Genomic DNA, 19,053 nt, shown 5'->3' with positions numbered 1-19,053 from the left:
GGGGCCTGCCCGGTCTACGTGACTTGGTCCCGCTCGCGATGGCCGATAGTGCTGCCGGGAACGGCCTCGGCGTCTGCTTCGCCCGCGGTGCTTGCCTCAACTCGTAGTCGATCGCGCAGCATGCAGGCGATTCCACGAGGTCGGGGGCGAAAAGGTCGCACCCCCCCAATTCGAGTAGCCCACTACGCATGACAGTCCGGCGTCACCTCCTGACACTTGGTACATGCCTCAACCGTGAGGCATTCCAATCGCAGGAGCCACCGTGAACGTGAAATACACAGTCCAGCCGGGCGACACTCTCTGGAAGATCGCCGGGATGCATTACGGAGACGCCCGTCGCTATCGAGCGATATCCGCGGCCAACAAGATCGCCGATCCAGATGTCATCGCGGCCGGGCAGGTACTAGAGATTCCCGACGTCACCTACCGGTACCAGGTTAAGCCAGGCGATGCGAAAGCCGAACTGGCACAACGTTTTTACAACGACCCAACGATGAGCCTGGTGTTCGAAATCCCAAACGGCGCCGCGCAGCGCGATCTTAGGCCCGGGGAGTGGCTGCTGATTCCGGACCTGAAGAACCCCGGGCATCACACCATCGTCGACGGTGAATTGCTCTCGGTGCTCGCGGAGCGTTGGTATGGCGAAGCCAGTCTGTGGCCGATCATCGCAAGGGCCAACCACACCGGCGACGTCGACCCGGAGCCGGGGACGGTGATTATCGCGCCGGGCCTCAACCGTCGTCACCGAGTGCTTTCGGGCGACACGTTATGGGCGCTCGTCGAGCACAACTACGGGGCCTATGGGGACAGTCGAACTCAGCAGCTGGTCCAGATTGTGGCCGGCGCCAACCTGATTGACGACCCCGACATCATCAACGTCGGGCAGCTGATCTACTTCCCCGCGTTCTGACGTGATTCTCGCTGGGCCCTGACGACGGATAGTCATTCAGGAAGAGCCACAGCGGATTAATCAATGGCAAGATGATCCGGATGAGCAACAATGCCAAATCGCGTTCAATTAACTGTGTTCACTGTGGAGGTACGAGTGCCGAGCCCGGGTTTATGGAGGACCGCGGCGAGGGATCGAGCGGCTACGTGCGCTGGATCGCGGGTCCGCTGGAACGCGGGATCTTTGGAGGCGCGAAACGGGTGGGCAGACAACGCCGGGTGATCGAGGCGTGGCGCTGCACGGGCTGTGGGAACCTACACCTCTTCGCCGCTGAGCCGGTCTAGTCCGGTTTCCGCAATGGGCCATAAGCTCGTAGCTCGCTTGGGGGACAGGGTGAACGGCGACTCTCGATTGAACAAGCTCGCAATCTGGATCAGTGAGATCTCTGCGCCTTGGGTATGGAACATCGCAGTTTCGATTGCCGCGGGATTGACAGTGCGCCAAGTGTGGTGGGGATTGTTCTGTTCGGCAATTATGGGCGTGCTACCGATGGTGGTCATCGTCGCGCTGATGTTGAGGCGGCGCGTGAAGGACCATCATGTATCTGACAAACGCGAGCGGCCTGTAGTTATCGGCGCCATAGCAGCAATCGTTGCCGTCGGTCTCAGCGTGATGATGGTGTGGTCAGCTCCAATTCAATTGGTATTACTCGTCCTTAGTGGGCTGTTTCTGGTCATTTCGGCCGGTACCGTGACTCTCGTCTCTCGCTATAAGGTGAGCTTCCACGCGGCTGTTGCGTGGGGGCAGACGCTTGCCCTCGCGTTCATCGCATCATCTCCGTGGGTGCTCGTCGCGGTGCCGATTGCGCTGGCAACGAGCTGGGCAAGACTGCGTCTGGGTGCACATACTCGCACTGAAGTGTTGGTCGGATCGATAGTCGGCTGCGTGAGTGTCGGCGCAATCTTCGTGACGTTCTTGTGAATCTAGAGGGGCGTGTCGGCGCAACAACGTCGAGAAGGTCAGCGGTGGACTAATCCCCTCAACGTTCCGCCCCAATCTCCTTCGTATACAACGCTTTTCCGGACGCGTCGCGCAGATGAACTGTCAACGCCTTCGTGTCTTTGGCAATCGTCACCTCGCCGAAGTGCTGGAACCCTTCGGCGGGGGACACGTTGGCTTCGGTTGGCGCGTGGACGAATTCGTATTGCGCGCCAAATGTCTTGTCTACCGGTGATTCGGGGAACGCGCCAGCGTGCAGCGGTCCGGAGACGAACTCCCAGAATGGTCGAAAGTCCTTGAATGCGGCTCGATCTGGCTCATACGAGATGGCTGCGGTGTAGTGGACGTCGGCGGTCAGGAATACCTTGTTCTTGACTTCCTTGGTCTCGGACAGGATTCGCGAGAACGCGATCTCGCGCCCTAGTGGCGTGCCGTCGTCGCCCTGACTAACCGCCTCCATCGACTTCGGTCCAGTTGCCTTGTCGGGCACGACGATTCCCAAGGGCAAGTCGTTGGCGATAACCTTCCACGTAGCGGCGGAGCCGCGCAGTGAGTCGATGAGCCACTGAGTCTGTTCGGCACCCAGGACGCCCGCGGTGTCGTCTTTCGACCAGGCCGCTGGATTCGGGTTCTTGTAGCTGCGCATGTCGAGGATGAAGACATCGAGCAGTGGTCCGTAAGAAACCTTGCGGTACAACCGATCACGATCGTCGAGCTGAACCGGCTGCCATTCTCGCCACGCCTGCCGAGCGCGGCCGGCAAGTACGTCGACGTTGTTCTCGGTGTAGCCTTCTCGATCCTGCCCGGCCAAGTTCTCTCCGGGATACCAGTTGTTCAGTACTTCGTGATCATCCCATTGAATCAGTTGCGCGACAGAGGAATTGAATCTCTGATAGTGCTCGTCGGTAAGGTTGTACGCGTAGTTTCCGCGAAACTGATCGAGAGTCTGTGCGGCCTGTGATTTAGCCGGGCTAGTGACGTTTCGATAGATCTTGCCGTTGTTCTGCTTCTGTGTCGCCTTGATCGGGCCGTCGGCGTAAATGGCGTCCCCGGAGTGGATGAAGAACTGCGGTTCGCGGTCGGCCATCGCGCCGAAGATCTTCATGCCGCCGATGTCGGGGTTGATACCCCAGCCCTGCCCCACGACGTCGCCGGACCAAACGAACCGGATATCAGTGGCACCCGACGGCGCGGTGGTAAACGTCCCGGTGACCGGCTCGCCGACGGCGCCGCCGTCCCCTTCAGGCGTCACGCGGTAGTGGATCAACTTGCCGGGTTCCAGACCGGCCACCTGCACCCGCCCAGTTCCGTCGCTACCTGGCCCAACCTCAGGGCCACGCACTTTGCGAGCATTCGCGAAACTCTCGGTCGCCGACGTTTCGACGATCAACGTGGCCGGTTTATCCGACCGCGCCCAGACCAGTGCGCCGCTGGTGGTCACGTCCCCGACTGCGACGCCGTGCGTGAGCGTCGGTCGGTTACGGACCAAACTTGTACTGGCCGAACCGGATTCGCCCGACGGTCCGCATGCGGCGAGCACGCCGCCCGCCGGAATGAGAAAGGCGCCGACGGCGGCGCCCCGCAAAACGGAGCGGCGGGACACGGTATTCAGATGATCTGAGGGCATCGCCTCAGACTCGCGCACCGAACTAGCGCGTTGGGAAACGCAGTATGGAGTCCGGGTTACGAGCTTAATCCTCGTACCGCACCATCAACGGCGCATGATCGGACAACCGCAGGTCCGGGGCGTCCTCCTTGTCCACCCAGACCGCCGACGCCCGTGCCGCAAGGGCGGGCGTCGCGAGCTGATGATCCACCCGCCACCCGACATCTTTGGCGAATGACTGACCGGCCCAACTCCACCAGGTGAGCGGACCGGGTCGGTCGCCGTATATCCGCCGCACAACATCGACCATGCGCCGCTTGCCGAGTAGCGAATCGAACCACGCACGGTCCTCCGGCAAGAACCCATCCATCTTGCGGGCCGGTCGCCAATTGGTCACGTCATACTGCGTGTGAGCGACGTTGAGGTCGCCGACTAACAGAAACTCCCGCCCAGAATGCAAGGCGGACAGGCGATTACGATCAAGCTCCCGCGCGAAGGCAGCGAAGAACCGTTTCTTTCGCGCATATTTCGCGCCGCCGTCGGGCTGTTCACGCATCGACCCGGCGAGTTGCAACTCGGCTGGCAGGCCGCCCTTGGGAAGGTAGAGACACCCCACGGTCAGCGGACGATCCGCCAAGTCCACTTCGATGTAGCGACCGTGCGACGCGAATTCGCGCAGACCTCGCGCCCGCGGCGGGTGGGTGATCCAGGTGCGGACGGCATCCGGCGGAGTGGTGGTCAGTATTGCGACGCCATTGCGCCCGGGGATCGACCCAGCGTCGACCGACGCTGTGTACCCGGCGAAGTCGCCGACTTCCGATGGCGGACAACGTAATTCCTGCAACGCCACCACGTCCGGGGACTGTGTGGCGAGCCAGTTGTCGAAGCCGCGACGTCGTGCGGCGCGGATGCCGTTGACGTTGAACGAGGCAACGCTAACAGCCACTGTTCGACTCCTTCACTTGGGTAAATCACATCTTGACATAAGCTACTCGCCAGTAATAATGTGCGATCCCAGTCACATGACTTAAGGCATGCTGTGCGTAGTCACATCATGCTGATTCTGCGGAACCAGACCTTGGGGGTCGGGATGTACAAGTTTGTCAGTCGGTTGGCGACGGTGTTAGTCGCGTCGGCCGTATCGATCGGTGTCGCTGCCGTGCCGCCGACGCAGGCGGCATCGCTGGGAATTAATCCACCACAGTGGACTAAGACCTACGACGGCCCGCAGCGTTACGCGGGAATTCATGTGACTCCAAGCGTGCCGATCCGCATGTCCGACGGCACCATTTTGCGGGCCGACATCTACCGGCCCGCCGACCGTGCCGGGCGGGCCACCAGTGACAAGAACCCCGTCATCGTCAACATGACCCCGTACAACAAGCTGATCAGCATGATCGCGACGGCGGCGACCAACATCCCGGGTCTGTCGAAGCCGGTCCTCGATTTCTTCGCCGGTATCAACCTGTCCGGGACGCCGATCTCAGGTACCGAACAACTACTGAAGGTCACCCAGGGCGGGCTCCTGAGTTCGTTCTCCGTCGACCCGAAACTTGTTCGCAGTGGCTACACCCAGGTCGTCGTCGACGTTCGCGGTACCGGAACCTCGCAAGGCGTGTGGGACGTGTTCGGTCCGCGCGAGCGTAAGGACACCCTCGAAGTCCTCGATTGGGCGCGCACTCGGTCGTATTCCAATGGCGACCTTGGCATGTCCGGGTATTCCTACTCGGCTGTGAATCAACTGCAGGCCGCGTCAAAGCGGCCGCTTGGTCTCAAGGCGATCTTCCCCGCTGCTCCGATGACCGATATCGTCGCCGACGTCGTCGCGCCCGGATCAGGTTATGGCGCAGGCTTTCTCGCGTTGTGGCTGTTCGCCGTCAACGCCACCAAGACCTTCCCCGACATCCCCAGCTTGCTGCGCGGGCAGTTTGACCCGGTGTGGTTACGCGACCGTCTCACCAACCCTGCGGTGTTCATTCCGGAATACCTCCAGGGGCTGCTGTCCAAGTCGACGAATACCTTGACTGGTCGGGCAAAGGAGCTCGTGGAACTGAATTCCTCCTACCGCAACGCATTGACGACTGACGCCGCCAAGATCGCGGTCCCGACCTTCGTCGTCGGCGGCTGGCAGGATCTATTCACCAATATGGAATGGCGCACCCTCGACCAGCTCAGCGGGCTGCCGAGCAGCAAGAAGAAGCTGCTCATGAGCACCGGCCAGCACGTCACCAATGGCTGGGACGCTCGCGGTGGACCCGGTCAGCCGCCGGCCTGGGGTGTGCTCCAACGTGCCTGGTTCGACAAGTGGATTAAGGGCATTGACAACCACATCGACGAGTACGCGCCGGCAACCAGTCACCAGCAGGGTGGCCGGTGGGTGCAGTCGACGTCCTTCCCACGAGAGAACCAGCAGCATCGACGCTTGTACCTGACCACCAAGCGCAGCCGCACCTCGCCGACATCGGTCGCCGACGGTTCACTGTCCAAAGCCGTGCCTGCTCGTAGCGCGAAATGGACTGTCGCACCTGGCATTACGACGTTGTGCTCGGGTGACACCAACCGCGATCAGATTGGCTTCCTCAGCTGGCTCGACGTATGCAGTAAGGACAATCGAATCGCCGAACGCGGCGCGTTGACGTTCACCTCGGCGCCGGTGTCGCAGGCGACGTCGATCAACGGACCCATCAACCTGCACCTGCGGACCCAGGTTGATGCGAAGGATGGCTTCTACGCCACCGTCGTCACCGACGTCGCGCCCGACGGTTCGTCGCGGGTCATCTCCACCGGGTCGATGACGGTGTCCATCCGCAACCAACTCGACAAGGCGAAGTCCGGGTATGCGCCCAACGGTGACTTGATTGACCCGATCTACGCGCTCGATGGATTCCATCGCGATCTGGTGAAGCCGGGAGCAAAACAGACCCTGGACATCGGGTTACTCGGCACCGACGCGCTGCTGAAGAAGGGGCACCGGCTTCGCGTAAGCGTCTACGCGCTGAACGCCCCGCGCGCGGTGTCGTTCGGTCCAATGTCGAATGATTCGGCACTCAAACCTGAACATGTGTTGATCGACCCGAATAACCCCAGTTGGATTCAGGTGCCGAGTAGCCGGCCGATCGGCTGAGGCGTTCGCCGATCGGTGGACTAGCGCCCCGGATGCTCGCCGGCGCACCACTGGTCGGCGGGCACTGTCGCTCGGACTTCCGCGATGTGCTCACCACATCCAGCCCAGGTCGTCTTGCCGCACACGTCACATTTCACTGGTTGACACATAGGCACCAAGTCTAGTTGCCGTCATACCCGCGTGGCCGATCGCGGACCGATGAGGCGCGCGATCAGCGGCCACCCTGGTGATCAGCGGTGCGCAGGACGCTACCAACGCGATCCAAAATAGCGAAAACGATTGGTGACGACCCGCCTGGTCGCAGTGGTCGCGACGGCGAGTATCGCGGTCATCGGACTATTGTCTCAAGCCGAGTGATTTCATCAATACCGGCCAGGCAGAACGTAATTCGTCGCGCCAGTACTCCCACCGGTGCGTGCCGACCGGATGGATGTTGGAGGTGAACGGAATGTTCAACTCCTTGAGTTTGGAGGTCATCTGCCCGGTGCACAACGCGCTACCGAATTCCAGGAAGATTCCGGCGAGAGTTTCGTTCATCGGGTCGCTCGACACCGCGTTGTATTCGCCGGGTATACCGTTTCCCGACGACATATAGATTGTCTTGCCGGCTAGTTTGTCGGCGTGAAGGTAGGGGTCATGCGCTTCCCAATCCGGGTCGGTGAATTTTCCCCACATATTCATCGAGTTGCCACCGCCACGGCTGATATCCCACTGCGTGAAGAACTTGTTGGGGCCACTGGAGATATTGGCGCAATCGCTGAATCCCGCTACGCCGGTGTACAAGTCGGGTCGTCGGGTGGCCAGGGTGAGTGCCGCGACGCCGCCCATCGATGCTCCGGCGATCGCGTTACGGCCATTGCCGCCGAAGTCGCGGTCGATGATCGGCGGCAGTTCTTTGGTCAGGAAGGTTTCCCACATGTATTTGCGGCCGATGCCGGGATCGACGCGTTGCCAGTCGGTGTAGTAGCTGTGCGGGTCGCCGACCGGCGTGACGACGTTGAGGTTCTCGGTGGACGCCAGCGAGGCCACGTCGGTCTTCGCATACCAGCCGGACTCGTCGTCGCGCGCCTCGGCGCCGTCGAGTAGGTAGATGGTGGGGCGTTTGGCTCGGCTCTTGTCGGCACCTTTGGGTCGCTGCAGGTCGATGACAACCTCGCGTTCCATCGCCGCGGAGTAAATCCGCAGCCGCTCACGACCTTTCAGTGGGCGTTTCGCGACGACGCGGGTCACGTTGGGACGGGCCGCGGGCGCCGGTGCCGCGCCCGGAGCGGGTGGGGCCGCCGGAGGCGGGCCGGGGGCCGGCGCGGCGATCGCGGGAACCGCGCTGAGAGTCAATCCCGCAACGGCCGACAGCGCTGTCGCCACAATCCGCATTTTCACAAGTCGATCCTCCAGCGGGTGCGCGGCACCCTACTTCCTTTAGTCACACCAGTCACATCAGTAACACTGGTGAGTATGGCCCGCGCGATGCTGCGGGGAAAGCTGGGTGCCCAAACCGAAACCTGGCAGTTATCTTGCGGTGTCATCCGAGTCGGTGCGTGAGGATCGCTCGACACCGATACGATCTGGCGGTGCCAAGCACTACCGCCGTCGTATCTGCTCCGCCCCGTGTCGCGGCGCTGACCGGTATTCGCGCGTTCGCGGCATTGCTCGTACTGCTCACCCACGCGGCGTACTGGACCGGCCACTACACCGACGACTATCTGGGCAGGCTGTTGGCGCGGGCGGAAATCGGCGTCGCCCTATTCTTCGTACTGTCCGGGTATCTGCTGTTTAGGCCGTGGGCGCGCGCGGCATTGCATCCGACGTCGGAGTTACCTTCGACCACAACGTATTTCACGCATCGTGTTCGTCGGGTTCTGCCCGCCTACTGGATCACCGTGGTCGTCGTCTACGCCATCTACGCGGTGCGCGATCACGCCGGATCGTCGGTGACTCGTTGGTTGCCGGCAGAGGCGAGTACGTATGGTGCCGGCCTTTCCGGATTCATTCGGAATATGACTTTGACGCAGGTGTACGGCTTTGGACATCTGCACGCGGGGCTGACTCAGATGTGGAGCCTGGCCGCCGAGGTCGTCTATTACCTGATGCTCCCGCCGCTGGCGTGGTTCCTGGTGGTGCTGGTTTCCCGGCGAACCCCGACGTCGGGCTGGCGGCCAGATTTGCTTATCGCCGGCCTGGTGGCGCTCATGCTGATCTCGCCCGCGTGGACCTTCGCGGTCGCTATCGGATCAGGAGCGGACGCGACGGCGCGACTGTGGGCGCCGGCCTTCGTCGCCTGGTTTGCCGCGGGCATGATGCTCGCGGTTTGTCGTGACCTGGTTCGCCGCTGGCCCGCGTTGCCATCGGTAGGTCTCGCGGTGATTCTGCTGGCGGTGTCGGCAACGCCGATCGCCGGTGGGCCAACCATCATTCCCGATACCGCGGCGCAAACCGTCGTCAAACATCTTCTGTACCTGGTGATTTCGGTTGCGCTCATCGGCCCGCTGGTCTTCGGCACCGACGACGCTTGGACGCGACTGTGTGCGGCGCGGCCGGTGGTATGGCTCGGCGAGATCTCCTACGAAGTCTTCCTCGTGCACGTCATCGTTCTCGAACTGGTGATGGCAGCGTTGCGATACCGCGTATTCGGCGGCGATTCGATGCTCATCGTGACCGTCGTGACTGCGCTGCTCTCGGTGCCGCTCGCGTGGGGGCTGCACCGAATCACCGCTCCGGTTTGGCGACGAAACCGGCGTCGGTCAACGTGACCAGCGGCACGGCCGCGCACCAACCGGCCGTAGGTAAGATGGGAAAAGTGAGTGCCCCCATCAATTCGCCTACCAGCGACGTCGTTCGTAGCTGGTGCGATGCCTCGCGGATGCCCGGCGAGCGCGCGGAATTGTCCGACAACGCCGCCCTGCTGATCGCGGCTGGATTTGTCGCGCCGGCCGCGCGGGCCATCGTCGTGCGTCGAGCGTCAACAGGGGTGTCGTTGCCGGGGTTGGCCGGTGGATTCAGTGAACTGCGCCGCCTGCAACGCAGCATCGCGCAGGTCGAGCAGCAGTTGAACAACCCGATGATGCCGTCGATGGTCGCCGCTGTGCAGCGCAACCGGCTCAATGGTCTGCAACGTCGCCGCGATGACGCACATAAGTCCGTCGTGATCGGCAAGGGTGTGTTCGCGTCGGGTGCTCGGTCGATCCGCCGCGAGCGACGCGAGAATCTTTACCTCGAGCTCGACGATCGGGAACGGTTGTTCGGTGGGCTCCTGTGCACGCCGACGCCCAACATCAACAACGTCAACTACATGCGTAAGGCTGGCGGAGCGGCAATCGAGCGGATCGCCGGCGTCGTGGGGCAGTTGGTATCGAAGACCGGAAAGAATCAGGCCGAGCAGTGGGCCGAGCAGCTTTTCGGCGAATCGGATTCGGCGACCACGACATCTCAGGCTGCTCAGCGTGAGGCGCGTTTTGTCGACGGCTACGAGACGATCCTGTTTGTCGCGGGCCACTACTACGACCGGATCATGCGCAATCCGGCCTGGACGTCGGATCATTTCGCCCTTCCGCGGACGCAGGTCAATTTGCATGCGGAGTTGGCAGAGATTGCCGCCGACGTTATTTCGCTGCGATCGGTCCGCGTCGACCTGGATCGCGCACTGAGCAACGGCGGGTTCGACCGGTCATTCGCTGAGCACATCGGCATGAAAGAAGCCGCGCTGCGGCCGGTGTGGAGCCAGTTGATCGATCGTGTGCAGGCGTTGACCGAGGTCGCGCATGTAGTCGAGTCGGCCGCCGTGGAATTGCAGTTATTGGCTGAATACAATCACGCGGCGTCAATCGATGATCGGATCGATCACTTGATCTCCCGCTCTGGAGACCGTGAGATATCGGCCGACAATTCGAAGAGATTGACCGAGCAGGTCCGCGCTGGCGAAGAGCAACTGCGTATTTATCGAGATGTATTGCAGGGCAATATCGCGCGTATTTCGATGAGTAATCCGATGCCACTGCCCGAGCGGTTACCCGAGCGCTACGAACCTTCCGATCGGGGCGCCGCGTCGCGCGACCATTGACGCAGATAGTTCTTCTCGGTGGGGGTGAGTCGGCGCAGGCTATGCGCTTCGATGTCCACGACCGCCATTTGGGTACTCGCTACGCATGCGGGTTTGGTTTGTTGCGCCGCTGGCCCGGCCGCTCGGATCTCATAACCGATGGTGAAATCCACCGATCGAAAACCCTTGATCCACATGCCAATTCGAAGCGGACTGTCGTCGTGGCGGAGTTGAGCCTGATAACGGATGTCGACATGCACGATCATGGCGCTCTTGATCAGCGGCTGGTACTCCTCGCCGGCCGATAGTAGCCACTCGATGCGGGCCTCCTCCATCAACGTGACCATCCGGGCGTGGTTGACGTGGCCGAAAGCGTCCATATCGGACCAGCGAACCGGAACCGTCGCGGTGAACGCATAGCCGTCGTTGGCTAGTCCCGCCATTTCGTAGTCTCCTCATCGGCGAATATCCGCCATCGTTATTTAGCTATTCGTCATCGCCAGTTCATCTGAGGAGTGACCTTGCTATTTGATTAGCCTGAGAATAAGCCGTCTGAACTCGCGTTCACGACACAGCCTCGTTAGGCTAGGTGGGTTCGTGGTTCGCCCAGATGGAAATCGGAGCGGATCGGCAAAGTCCTCGGCATTGCCCGGCATGAGGACGAAGTTGGTAGGGAAGTTGTAGTGAGCGTAACAAAACGACTGGTCACGGTACTTGCGGTGGCCGGAGTCGCGGTGGCAGGACTGAGTGCACCCGCCGCTGGCGTTGTCGGCGCGGCACCGTCAACTTCTCGAACACCCGACGCTAAGCATCCGGTTGCGAAGATCGCCCTCACCAAGAAGCTCAGCGCACTGCGCACCGACGTATGGGTTAAGTCGCCGTCGATGGGCGGCAAGGTCAAGGTGTCCGTGCTGACACCGCGCAGCGGCAACGGTCCGCGCTCCACGGTGTACATGCTCGATGGTGCTGGTGGAACCTCAGATGTCAGCGATTGGATCACCAAGGGCAAGGCCGGCGAGTTCTTCGCGGGTAAGAACGTCAATGTCGTGCTGCCGGTCGGCGGTGCCGGGACTTTCTACACGGATTGGCAGCGACGCGATCGCAAGTTGGGCAAGCCGATGTGGGAGACGTTCCTTACCAAAGAACTCCCTCCGCTGATCGACGCGCGGTTCAATGGAACCGGACGAAACGCCGTGGTCGGACTGTCGATGGGTGGTCAGTCGGCCTTCGCGCTCGCGGTCCGGCACCCCAACCTGTACACCGGCATCGCGTCACTGAGCGGTTGCCCACCGGTATCGGCACCGCTGAACGAGGGCTATGTGCGGACGACGGTCGGTCGTGCCGGCGGCGACGCCACCAATATGTGGGGGCCATTCGGGTCCAAGGGATGGGTAACCCACGACCCGACGTCGAATTTGGACGCATTGCGCGGGAAGAACATCTTCATCGCGGCAGGTTCGGGTGCGATCGGCCCGCTGGACTTCGACACTCGGCCCGATGGCGACGTCCCCAAGGAGGCCGTGACAGCGTCGGGCTCGGCACTGGAACTGCTTACCTACCGATGCTCGCAGCAGTTCGCATGGCAGCTGCGCGCGAACAACATCAAGTTCACCGATGGCTTCCGGTTCATCGGTACTCATAGTTGGCAGTACTGGCGACGCGACCTGCCGGTGTTGTGGCCGACCATCGCGCGCGGACTGTAGCTGTCGCCCCGTTGGTGGGCGGCAAGGGAATTTAGCGAGTCGGCAGGACTATTTCGATTCGTTAGTGCGATCACGCCATTGTCGTGCGAATGCCAAGAACGCGTTGTTCTCAGTTTCGTTGGTAATCGTCACCCGAGCTCCATCGCCGGCGAAGGGGCGGATTACCACGCCGGCCGCTACGCATTTGGACGCGAATTCTGTTGTATCGTCGCCTAATTCGAGCCATACGAAGTTGGTCTGCGAATCCGGGACACGGTAACCGAAGGTGCGCAGTTCGGTGGTTACCCGCTCGCGCTCGGCAACCACCGCGTCGGTGCGGGCGAGCAATTCGTCGGCTGCACCAAGACTGGCGACTGCGGCGCTCTGCGCAAGGCTATTTACCGAGAAAGGGATATGCACCTTGCCGAGCGCGGTGATGACCTCCGGGTCGGCGATGGCGTATCCGACGCGTAGTCCGGCGAGGCCGTATGCCTTCGAAAAAGTCCGCAGCACAACAAGATTCGCGAACTCTTTGCGTAGCTCCAGGGCGTCGTACGACTGCGTGGGGGTCAGGCGGTTGTACTCGAAGTATGCCTCGTCGAGTGCGACGACGACGTCGGCGGGAACCTTGCGCAGGAATGCGATGAGGTCTGCGGCGTCGACGACGGTGCCGGTGGGATTGTTGGCATTGCAGACGAAGATCAACCGGGTGCGGTCGGTGATGGCAGCGGCCATGGCGTCGAGGTCGTAGACGAGGTCGTCGGTCAGCGGAATCTGGACGGGGGTCGCGCCGGTGACCCGAGTGGCTAGCGGATAGGTCTCGAATGATCGCCAGCCGAACAGCACCTCGTCGCCGGGGGTGGAGGTGATGGTGATCAGATTCTGGCACAAAGTTACTGAGCCACAACCGATCTGGATCTCGTCTTCGGTGACACCGAGCTTCTTTGCCAATTCGGCGGTGAGTTCCACCATCCCGTTGTCGGGATAGCGATTCACGCTCGCCGCCGCATCGGCGATAGCCGCCCGCACACTGGGCAAGGGGCCCTCGGTGACCTCGTTGCTGGCGAGTTTGATGGCTCCCGGGAACGTCTTGCCAGGCACGTAGGCAGGCAGGTCATCAAGGTCGGGGCGGATGCGCGGAGTCACGCGTAATAGGGTAGCCGACATGCCGAAATGACCTGCTGTCCTGCCGGTTTGCTTACTGAGAGCGCGAGTGTGTAACCTTTCAATCCGGCAGTTCGTTAAGGACTTCGCTGGGAGGCGTGCCAGAGCGGCCGAATGGGACTCACTGCTAATGAGTTGTCTCACTAAAATGGGACCGGAGGTTCAAATCCTCTCGCCTCCGCCGACCGCGGTCACTGACAGCGGAAGACATAACTGAACACAGGCACGCGCCCGTAGCTCAACGGATAGAGCATCTGACTACGGATCAGAAGGTTTGGGGTTCGAATCCCTACGGGCGCACAAGGAATCCCCTCTCACCGTAATAGGTGGGAGGGGATTCTCCTATCGGTTGGGAACGGCTGCGACTCAGTCCACCGAGCCCGAGCAGGACGCGGTCGCGCCGGGGCCGGTGCCCGTCTGGGTGAACTTGACCTTGCCGTCAACCAAAACCTCGCAGGTGATCTTGGTGCTGGCCGCGGCGTCGAAATCGTTCGACGCCGAGACTGATGCGAGTTTGGCGAAACCCTTTAGTGTGACCTTCTTTTCCCACGGCAACGACGCGGCTGTGTCCTGCCCCATGTTTGTATCCGTACCCGTGTAGGTAATGGATGCCTTGCCGCCGTCGCCGGTCACTTTGTAGGTCACGACCACCTCAGAGTTCGACTGTTTATCGATCTCGTTCGCGACTTCATTTGCGGCACCACCAACCAAAGCTACGCAGCCGCCGACCAGCGCTAGGAACACCACAACGAGCGCGAGCAAGATCCACGGCCACTTCGCCTTCTTCTTCGGTGGCGCTGGGTACGGTTGCTGTGGGTACGGCTGTCCGGGATATGGCTGTGGCGGGGGCGGGTTTGTCATGATTCTCCGTTCTAAGTGCAATGCCTGAACTGGACTCTCAATTGCACTGCGTGTCCCGAACGGATATCTATCCTCCAAACGGACCAACTATTGCGTCCGAGTTATGTGACTAACGGTCATTCAGTTGAATGATTGTCACGTTGCGTTTCATAGCTAGATCCTTCCCCTTGCTAACGCTTTGCCCGGTTGCCCCGATACGACGACTACAGCTGTCTCACAGAATCTTCACAACCGAAAGGCTCGCGATGAAGTCAGCAGCTCGATCCGCCGCTTGTGCCGCGGTAACAGTGACCGCAGCCGCGACGATAACGGCGATGGCCGCCGGACCAGCCGCCGCGGCCGACGGGAACACCACCGCGAGTCTGTATACGGCCAGCGCCACCGGGGCCTGTCTCGGCAAGGTCAACGTTGGGGTGGGGCACTACCCGGGCCAGGCTGCGCTTTCGTTGACCAGCAATCTATACGGGGTCGGTCCATGCACCGTAGATCTCACCTACGCATTCGCCAAGCGCGGCAGCAACATTCGCAAAACCTTTGTTCGCCATATTCAGGGACCGGGAGTATGGGGAACGTCGAGAGATGTGGTGTCCCCCGGACCCGCTGGAATTTACGATGTCACCGTAACCACAAATGCGCCACATACCGCGGCGCAGCTCATGACAATCGACATCGCGCCAATTAGCTAGTCGTCAACAGGAGGGGAAATCCATGTTCAAACTACGTCTGCTCGCCGCGACCGGGGCGATCGCTGTCGCCACCGCGATCGCGCCGGCCGTGGCAACTGCCGCACCGGCACCTGCGCCAATACCGGTTGCGTCGGCTAACGTCGTGGTCTTCCAGATTCCGGCGATCGGCGGAATCGAATGGGGACCCGGCCAGCATTTGCGGCCGATATCGATTAATGCGCGACGCGCGCCAACTACTCTGCAATACCCGGCACCGCCGCGCGCCGTGGAATTCTCGGTGGCGAGGATCGTGCCGTACTACTACCAGAACGCGGTGCGCTATCTTTCGATTTCTTGGCGCAACGTCAACACTGGAAAGACTGGTCGCGTCAACCTTCGCGAGTGGCCGATACCCAAGTTCAAATACGACAAACTCGATTCATACCCGGCAACGCTCCCGACCTCGGCCATCGCTCAGACCGGTGCCGGGATCGTCGTCGCGTCGGTGTCGTTGATCCGCGACGACTACAACCATCAGCAAATAACCACCACGCTCATTCCAGGGTTCACCACCCTCTCGGTCTGACGTGCTCTTGACGCCGACCGCGGACCTGATACGCCAACCGCGGTCGGCGATTGAGTCGCGGCGAATCAGCGACGTCGCTCCGGCAACGTGAAATTTCGTCCCCCTCAATGTGGTTCGAGGGCAATATGCCCTCGGACGCTGCTGTCGGGGACGATTTGTTTCTGGCTGCCGGTCATACCAGATGTAGTGACGCTCTCGGTCTACTCAGGTCTGCGGTCGGCAACTGCGCGGCGTCGAATCAATAACATCACTTCGCATCACTAACCACATCTGTCACAGTAAGACGCGCGCGTTCGGTTCGGGGGGTTTGCGCGCCTCGTACCTAACCGCAGTCGATGGAAAGTGGGTTTGCTCGATGGAAGTCAAAGGGATCAGTAAGTTACTCGCCGAATTCTTCGGCACCTTCTGGTTAGTATTCGGTGGTTGCGGCAGCGCGATATTCGCGGCCAAGAATGTGGCCGACGCCGGCCAGGGGCATATCGGCGTCATTCAAATGGGTATCGGGTTCCTCGGCGTCGCGCTCGCGTTCGGCCTCACCGTGGTCACCATGGCCTACGCGGTCGGTCATATTTCCGGCGGACATTTCAACCCGGCCGTCACGCTCGGTGCGGTAGTCAGCGGCCGACTCCCGGCCAAGGATCTACCGGGCTACTGGGTGGCACAGGTGCTCGGTGGCCTGCTCGCCGGTACCGCTCTATGGGTGATCGCTAAGGGAATGCCGGGTTTCGAAGCCACCGGCAGCATGGCTGCCAACGGATACGGCGACCATTCACCGAATCACTACACACTCGCCGCTGTGCTGCTTGCCGAAGCTCTGCTGACCGCATTCTTCTTGATCGTCATCCTGGGTGCGACCGACGGTCGAGCACCAAAAGGCTTTGGTCCGTTGGCAATTGGGCTATCGCTAACGCTGATCCACTTGATCTCCATTCCGATCAGCAATACCTCGGTCAATCCCGCCCGCTCCACCGCGGTCGCATTCTTCAATGGAGATGGCGCGCCCGGACAGTTGTGGGCCTTCTGGGTCGCCCCGCTTGTCGGTGGGCTCATCGGCGGACTCCTCTATCCGCTGCTGTTCGAGAACGGGAAATTCGCACTTGGCAAGACGGCTGAGGCCGACGCTTAATCACCTGACGACAAACGGCCCGCGGTGGTGCGGGCCGTTGGTCGTCGCTTCAGGGCCGGGCTCGAAAGTAGCCGCCACCACCGCAAATGGACGATGACTTCTGCCGATAGTCGACTGTCGCCTACCGTAGAGGGGTGAGTTCACCCGAATCGGCTCCGCAGCCCGCCGACGCCGACGACTTCAAGTCGATGATCACCTGGCGTCGACTGACCAACAGTCGTCTCGAACAGGTCCGTCTCCATGTAACCGGCGACCGCATCAAGGCGTATGGCCGGATCATCTCAGCCGAAGCCGACTATGAACCGTATTCGGCGTCGTATGAGTTGGTTACCAACGACGCCGGCGTGACCCGACGGCTGAGCTTGCATCTCGTGCAGGCCGGCGGCGAGTCTCAGTTGGCTATCACGCGCGACGGTGAGAACAACTGGTTGGTGCAAACCGCCGAGGGCACCGTGCACAGCGACTTCGGCGGTGCCCAGGACGTCGACATCGCGATGAGTCCGATGTTCAAGGCGCTGCCTATCCGACGTCTCGGCTTGCACCGCGATCCCGACGGGGAGCATTCGATCCCGGTCGTCTACGTGTACCTGCCCGAGGCCAAGGTCGAAGCCGCGACGATGACCTATAACGCGAGCCCCGACGCCATCGCCATCACTACACCGATCGCGAGTACGTCGGTGACCGTCGACGACAACGGATTCGTCCTGGACTACGCCGGGATCTCTACCCGAATCTGACCGGCTGCCGGCTCAGCCGCGCCACACTTTGGCCCGGTGGGCCTGCCGACGCATTTCCTGCGCCCATCCCGGTGCGCCGACGGTGACGCCGCTGATCGGTTGCCGAGCGCCGGTTGCGATGTGTTCATAGGCCTGACGTGCTCGATGACCGTCGTCGACCAAGACCTCGACCGTGCCCCGCTCCCGCAGTTCGTCCCGGGCCTGGGTCAGCCGGTCGATGGTTTCGCTGAGCGCATTGAGCAGTGCGGTCGAATTCGCTTCCAGCATCGCCCGTTGCAGCGCCGGGGCGGTACCCGCGACCCGCGTGCCGTCCCGGAAGCTGCCCGCCGCCAGACTCAACGCCAGCTCGCTCTCCCCAGCCCCGACGACCGCTGTCGCATTCGCCGTCAGATGGGGAAGATGCGAAATGGCGGCCACCGCGCGGTCGTGTGAGTCGGCCGCGGCCGGTACAACCTGCGATCCAGCGTCGAGTGCGATCGCGGCAACGGTCAGCCAGTCCGCGGCGTTGGTGTCGTCCTCGGTGGTCAGCATCCACATAGCGCCGTCGAACAGTGTGGATACCGTTGCCTCCCAACCGGATTCACTGGTTCCCGCCATCGGGTGGCCGCCGACGTATCGAGCTTCGGGGTGAAGCTCCGCGATCAGCCGGGCTACCGACTCTTTGACGCTGACGACGTCGGTGAGCAGGTTGTTCGGCGCGTATTCGACGACGGCGGGCAGCACCGCACGCAGGGCGGTTACCGGTGTCGCCAAGACGATCACCGCGTCGAGTTCTGCTGCGCGGCGCAACGTCGCTTCGAGGTCGGTCGACGCATCATGCCCACTGGCGATCGCGGCGTCGACGGTCGTCGCGGACCTGTTGTAGCCGAAGGCATTTCGCCCGTTCACTGACATCGCGCGCAGGAGTGACCCGCCGATGAGTCCGAGGCCGAGAATGCACACCGCTGTACGGGTGGGGTCGTCGCTGCTCACCGCTCCAGCGTGTCATATCGCCGGACAAAGTTGGGAGAACGGCGCTAGTGCGACTACCGTGACCTGCATGGCAGGTGGCTCCGGCGGTTCGAACCCAGCGCGGTCGAATGACGCTGACGTGGACGGCTTCGCGGTTGCGGTGGTGCGGGAAGAAACAGCGTGGAAAGTGACGGCACTGAAGTCGTCGGCGCTGACCGATCTCGCCGATGCCGAACGTCAATTGCGGGAGCTGCGGGCCGCGGGCGCGGTGTTCGGTCTGCTCGACGTCGACGACGAATTCTTCATCATCCTTAGGCCATCGCCATCGGGGGCGCGTCTGCTGCTGTCCGATGCGACCGCCGGCATCGAATACGACGTCGCGGCCGATGTGCTCGACAGTCTCAACGTCGAGATTCCCGACTTCGATCCGGACGAGCTCGACGATGTCGACCCGTGGGAGGAGGGGGACCTGGGTGTTCTCGCCGACCTTGGCCTCCCCGACGCGGTGATGAGCATCATCGTTTCCGACACCGACCTCTACGCCGACGAGCAATTGGGCATGGTGGCCGCCCGGCTCGGCTTCGCCGACGAACTCGCCAAAGTACTCGAATCGATCGGTCACTAGCG

The 19,053-nt window shown here is 61.8% G+C and carries 19 protein-coding genes and 2 tRNA genes; 13 read left to right on the top strand and 8 right to left on the bottom strand.

Going from position 1 to position 19,053, the window contains the following annotated elements; genetic code table 11:
- Positions 1–268: 268 nt before the first annotated feature.
- The gene (locus GOEFS_RS18855) at positions 269–910 is read left to right on the top strand and encodes a LysM peptidoglycan-binding domain-containing protein (RefSeq protein WP_245549902.1); all 642 of its coding nucleotides are present in this window, start codon (positions 269–271) and stop codon (positions 908–910) included.
- 390 nt (positions 911–1,300) lie between these two features.
- Entirely contained in the window at positions 1,301–1,870 is a 570-nt protein-coding gene (locus tag GOEFS_RS18850; RefSeq protein ID WP_138918061.1) for a hypothetical protein, read from the top strand.
- Positions 1,871–1,928: 58 nt separating this feature from the next.
- Here the strand turns inward: GOEFS_RS18850 and GOEFS_RS18845 are convergent, their stop codons facing one another.
- Both GOEFS_RS18845 and GOEFS_RS18840 read right to left on the bottom strand, forming a co-directional pair.
- The gene (locus GOEFS_RS18845) at positions 1,929–3,515 is read right to left on the bottom strand and encodes an alkaline phosphatase D family protein (RefSeq protein WP_040525535.1); all 1,587 of its coding nucleotides are present in this window, start codon (positions 3,513–3,515) and stop codon (positions 1,929–1,931) included.
- Between the two features lie 64 nt (positions 3,516–3,579).
- Positions 3,580–4,440, bottom strand: coding sequence for an exodeoxyribonuclease III (locus GOEFS_RS18840; RefSeq protein WP_007319538.1), 861 nt, complete (start codon positions 4,438–4,440; stop codon positions 3,580–3,582).
- Between the two features lie 93 nt (positions 4,441–4,533).
- Here GOEFS_RS18840 and GOEFS_RS18835 point away from each other — a divergent pair, with 93 nt between their 5' ends.
- A complete protein-coding gene (locus GOEFS_RS18835) occupies positions 4,534–6,618 on the top strand; it encodes a CocE/NonD family hydrolase (protein ID WP_245549901.1) in 2,085 nt (694 codons plus the stop codon).
- Positions 6,619–6,638: 20 nt separating this feature from the next.
- Here GOEFS_RS18835 and GOEFS_RS24010 read toward each other — a convergent pair whose 3' ends face one another.
- Both GOEFS_RS24010 and GOEFS_RS18830 read right to left on the bottom strand, forming a co-directional pair.
- Positions 6,639–6,767 carry a DUF8730 family Cys-rich protein gene (locus GOEFS_RS24010; protein ID WP_505667957.1) on the bottom strand — a complete coding sequence of 43 codons (129 nt, stop codon included), beginning with the start codon at positions 6,765–6,767 and terminating at the stop codon, positions 6,639–6,641.
- A gap of 187 nt (positions 6,768–6,954) precedes the next feature.
- The gene (locus GOEFS_RS18830; RefSeq protein WP_040525591.1) at positions 6,955–7,992 is read right to left on the bottom strand and encodes an alpha/beta hydrolase; all 1,038 of its coding nucleotides are present in this window, start codon (positions 7,990–7,992) and stop codon (positions 6,955–6,957) included.
- Between the two features lie 197 nt (positions 7,993–8,189).
- Between GOEFS_RS18830 and GOEFS_RS18825 the strand changes: the two genes are divergently transcribed.
- Complete coding sequence (locus tag GOEFS_RS18825; protein ID WP_007319535.1) at positions 8,190–9,368, top strand: acyltransferase family protein; 1,179 nt, start codon at positions 8,190–8,192, stop codon at positions 9,366–9,368.
- Positions 9,369–9,406: 38 nt separating this feature from the next.
- A complete protein-coding gene (locus GOEFS_RS18820) occupies positions 9,407–10,675 on the top strand; it encodes a hypothetical protein (RefSeq protein WP_007319534.1) in 1,269 nt (422 codons plus the stop codon).
- Here the strand turns inward: GOEFS_RS18820 and GOEFS_RS18815 are convergent.
- Complete coding sequence (locus GOEFS_RS18815) at positions 10,633–11,097, bottom strand: acyl-CoA thioesterase (RefSeq protein ID WP_007319533.1); 465 nt, start codon at positions 11,095–11,097, stop codon at positions 10,633–10,635. The genes GOEFS_RS18820 and GOEFS_RS18815 overlap by 43 nt on opposite strands.
- 240 nt (positions 11,098–11,337) lie before the next feature.
- Between GOEFS_RS18815 and GOEFS_RS18810 the strand changes: the two genes are divergently transcribed.
- A complete protein-coding gene (locus GOEFS_RS18810) occupies positions 11,338–12,357 on the top strand; it encodes an alpha/beta hydrolase (RefSeq protein WP_007319532.1) in 1,020 nt (339 codons plus the stop codon).
- 48 nt (positions 12,358–12,405) lie between these two features.
- On the opposite strand, the gene hisC is transcribed toward GOEFS_RS18810, so the two are convergent.
- Positions 12,406–13,482: a histidinol-phosphate transaminase gene (gene hisC, locus GOEFS_RS18805; protein WP_040525532.1), complete on the bottom strand. Its 1,077-nt coding sequence runs from the start codon at positions 13,480–13,482 to the stop codon at positions 12,406–12,408.
- A gap of 110 nt (positions 13,483–13,592) precedes the next feature.
- Here hisC and GOEFS_RS18800 point away from each other — a divergent pair.
- Both GOEFS_RS18800 and GOEFS_RS18795 read left to right on the top strand, forming a co-directional pair.
- Positions 13,593–13,681: transfer RNA gene (locus tag GOEFS_RS18800), tRNA-Ser, on the top strand.
- 46 nt (positions 13,682–13,727) lie between these two features.
- A tRNA-Arg gene (locus GOEFS_RS18795) sits at positions 13,728–13,800 on the top strand.
- A 66-nt stretch (positions 13,801–13,866) separates the two neighbouring features.
- Here GOEFS_RS18795 and GOEFS_RS18790 read toward each other — a convergent pair.
- A complete protein-coding gene (locus GOEFS_RS18790) occupies positions 13,867–14,361 on the bottom strand; it encodes an MmpS family transport accessory protein (protein ID WP_007319530.1) in 495 nt (164 codons plus the stop codon).
- A gap of 245 nt (positions 14,362–14,606) precedes the next feature.
- On the opposite strand from GOEFS_RS18790, the gene GOEFS_RS18785 reads away from it, so the two are divergent.
- The 4 genes from GOEFS_RS18785 to GOEFS_RS18770 all read left to right on the top strand — a co-directional run bounded on the left by GOEFS_RS18785 (position 14,607) and on the right by GOEFS_RS18770 (position 17,475).
- Positions 14,607–15,047 carry a hypothetical protein gene (locus GOEFS_RS18785; protein ID WP_040525531.1) on the top strand — a complete coding sequence of 147 codons (441 nt, stop codon included), beginning with the start codon at positions 14,607–14,609 and terminating at the stop codon, positions 15,045–15,047.
- A 22-nt stretch (positions 15,048–15,069) separates the two neighbouring features.
- The gene (locus GOEFS_RS18780) at positions 15,070–15,612 is read left to right on the top strand and encodes a hypothetical protein (RefSeq protein ID WP_007319528.1); all 543 of its coding nucleotides are present in this window, start codon (positions 15,070–15,072) and stop codon (positions 15,610–15,612) included.
- Positions 15,613–15,967: 355 nt separating this feature from the next.
- Positions 15,968–16,738, top strand: a complete 771-nt coding sequence (gene aqpZ, locus GOEFS_RS18775) for an aquaporin Z (RefSeq protein ID WP_007319527.1) — start codon at positions 15,968–15,970, stop codon at positions 16,736–16,738.
- 134 nt (positions 16,739–16,872) lie between these two features.
- Entirely contained in the window at positions 16,873–17,475 is a 603-nt protein-coding gene (locus GOEFS_RS18770; protein ID WP_007319526.1) for a putative glycolipid-binding domain-containing protein, read from the top strand.
- Between the two features lie 12 nt (positions 17,476–17,487).
- Here the strand turns inward: GOEFS_RS18770 and GOEFS_RS18765 are convergent, their stop codons facing one another.
- Positions 17,488–18,447, bottom strand: a complete 960-nt coding sequence (locus GOEFS_RS18765) for a prephenate dehydrogenase (protein WP_007319525.1) — start codon at positions 18,445–18,447, stop codon at positions 17,488–17,490.
- Between the two features lie 67 nt (positions 18,448–18,514).
- Here GOEFS_RS18765 and GOEFS_RS18760 point away from each other — a divergent pair, with 67 nt between their 5' ends.
- Positions 18,515–19,051 (top strand): tRNA adenosine deaminase-associated protein, encoded by a 537-nt coding sequence (locus GOEFS_RS18760; protein WP_040525588.1) that lies wholly within the window; start codon positions 18,515–18,517, stop codon positions 19,049–19,051.
- Positions 19,052–19,053: the final 2 nt, after the last annotated feature.

It is taken from the genome of Gordonia effusa NBRC 100432 (assembly GCF_000241305.1).
GTDB lineage: Bacteria > Actinomycetota > Actinomycetes > Mycobacteriales > Mycobacteriaceae > Gordonia > Gordonia effusa.
This window is presented reverse-complemented; position numbering and strand designations above follow the sequence as displayed.

Excerpts from the sequence above, each read along its gene's own strand:
- GOEFS_RS18845 (WP_040525535.1), bottom strand. The coding sequence starts at position 3,515 with ATGCCCTCAGATCATCTGAATACCGTGTCCCGCCGCTCCGTTTTGCGG.
- aqpZ (WP_007319527.1), top strand. The coding sequence starts at position 15,968 with ATGGAAGTCAAAGGGATCAGTAAGTTACTCGCCGAATTCTTCGGCACC.
- GOEFS_RS18780 (WP_007319528.1), top strand. The coding sequence starts at position 15,070 with ATGTTCAAACTACGTCTGCTCGCCGCGACCGGGGCGATCGCTGTCGCC.
- GOEFS_RS18820 (WP_007319534.1), top strand. The coding sequence starts at position 9,407 with ATGGGAAAAGTGAGTGCCCCCATCAATTCGCCTACCAGCGACGTCGTT.
- GOEFS_RS18815 (WP_007319533.1), bottom strand. The coding sequence starts at position 11,097 with ATGGCGGGACTAGCCAACGACGGCTATGCGTTCACCGCGACGGTTCCG.
- GOEFS_RS18760 (WP_040525588.1), top strand. The coding sequence starts at position 18,515 with ATGGCAGGTGGCTCCGGCGGTTCGAACCCAGCGCGGTCGAATGACGCT.
- GOEFS_RS18785 (WP_040525531.1), top strand. The coding sequence starts at position 14,607 with ATGAAGTCAGCAGCTCGATCCGCCGCTTGTGCCGCGGTAACAGTGACC.
- GOEFS_RS24010 (WP_505667957.1), bottom strand. The coding sequence starts at position 6,767 with ATGTGTCAACCAGTGAAATGTGACGTGTGCGGCAAGACGACCTGGGCT.
- GOEFS_RS18830 (WP_040525591.1), bottom strand. The coding sequence starts at position 7,992 with ATGCGGATTGTGGCGACAGCGCTGTCGGCCGTTGCGGGATTGACTCTC.
- GOEFS_RS18790 (WP_007319530.1), bottom strand. The coding sequence starts at position 14,361 with ATGACAAACCCGCCCCCGCCACAGCCATATCCCGGACAGCCGTACCCA.